We start from the raw sequence: 844 nt of genomic DNA, 5'->3' as shown, positions 1-844 counted from the left end.
CGGGGGCTGTTGGAGCTGCTGGCCGCGGGTGCGGGTGGTGCGGACCTGGCCCGGGTACCGGCCGACGACGACTCGGTCGCGCTGGCCCTGCAGATCCGGCGCACCCTCGACGCGCACAGCCGCCGGGAGGCCGAGCTGGCCGCGCTGTTCGACACGGCCGGTGATCTCGCCCGGTTGCGCGACCTGGACGCGGTGCTGCGCTCGATCGTGCACCGCGCCCGGATGCTGCTCGGCGCCGACGTCTCCTACCTGACACTGAACGACGACGCCGACGACGCGGTCGGCGGCAGCACCTACATGCGGGTCACCGACGGGTCCGCCTCGGCGGTGTTCCAGCAGCTCCGGCTCGGCGCGGGGGAGGGGCTGGGCGGTCTGGTCGCGCAGACCGCCCGCCCCTACGCCACCCGCGACTACCCGAACGACGACCGGTTCGACCACACCGGTCCGATCGACCGGGGCGTGGGGGACGAGGGTCTGGTCGCGATCCTCGGCGTGCCGCTGACCCTGGGGGAGCGGATCATCGGGGTGCTGTTCGCCTCCGAGCGCAAGGCCCGGGAGTTCTCCCCGGACGAGGTGGCGCTGCTGTCCTCGTTCGCCGACCACGCCGCCATCGCCATCGACAACGCCCGGCTGATCGAGGAGAGCACGGCGGCCCTGGCCGAACTGGGCGCGGCCAACGACACCATCCGGGCGCACCACGAGAGTCTCGCGCGGGCCCAGGACGCCCATGACCGGCTGACCGAGCTCGTCCTCGGTGGCGCCGACGTCGGCGAGGTTGCCGCGGCGGTGGCCGCGGTGCTCGACGGCGGCATCGTCGTCCGGGACGCGGACGGCGCCGAGCTCG

The 844-nt window shown here is 74.4% G+C and carries 1 protein-coding gene; it reads left to right on the top strand.

The window, feature by feature from the left end; translation table 11 throughout:
• Window positions 1-844 (top strand): GAF domain-containing protein (locus SACPADRAFT_RS28615; protein WP_007027803.1); only part of this gene is annotated, 844 nt, incomplete at both ends.

The organism is Saccharomonospora iraqiensis subsp. paurometabolica YIM 90007 (assembly GCF_000231035.2).
Lineage (GTDB): Bacteria > Actinomycetota > Actinomycetes > Mycobacteriales > Pseudonocardiaceae > Saccharomonospora > Saccharomonospora paurometabolica.
This window is presented reverse-complemented; position numbering and strand designations above follow the sequence as displayed.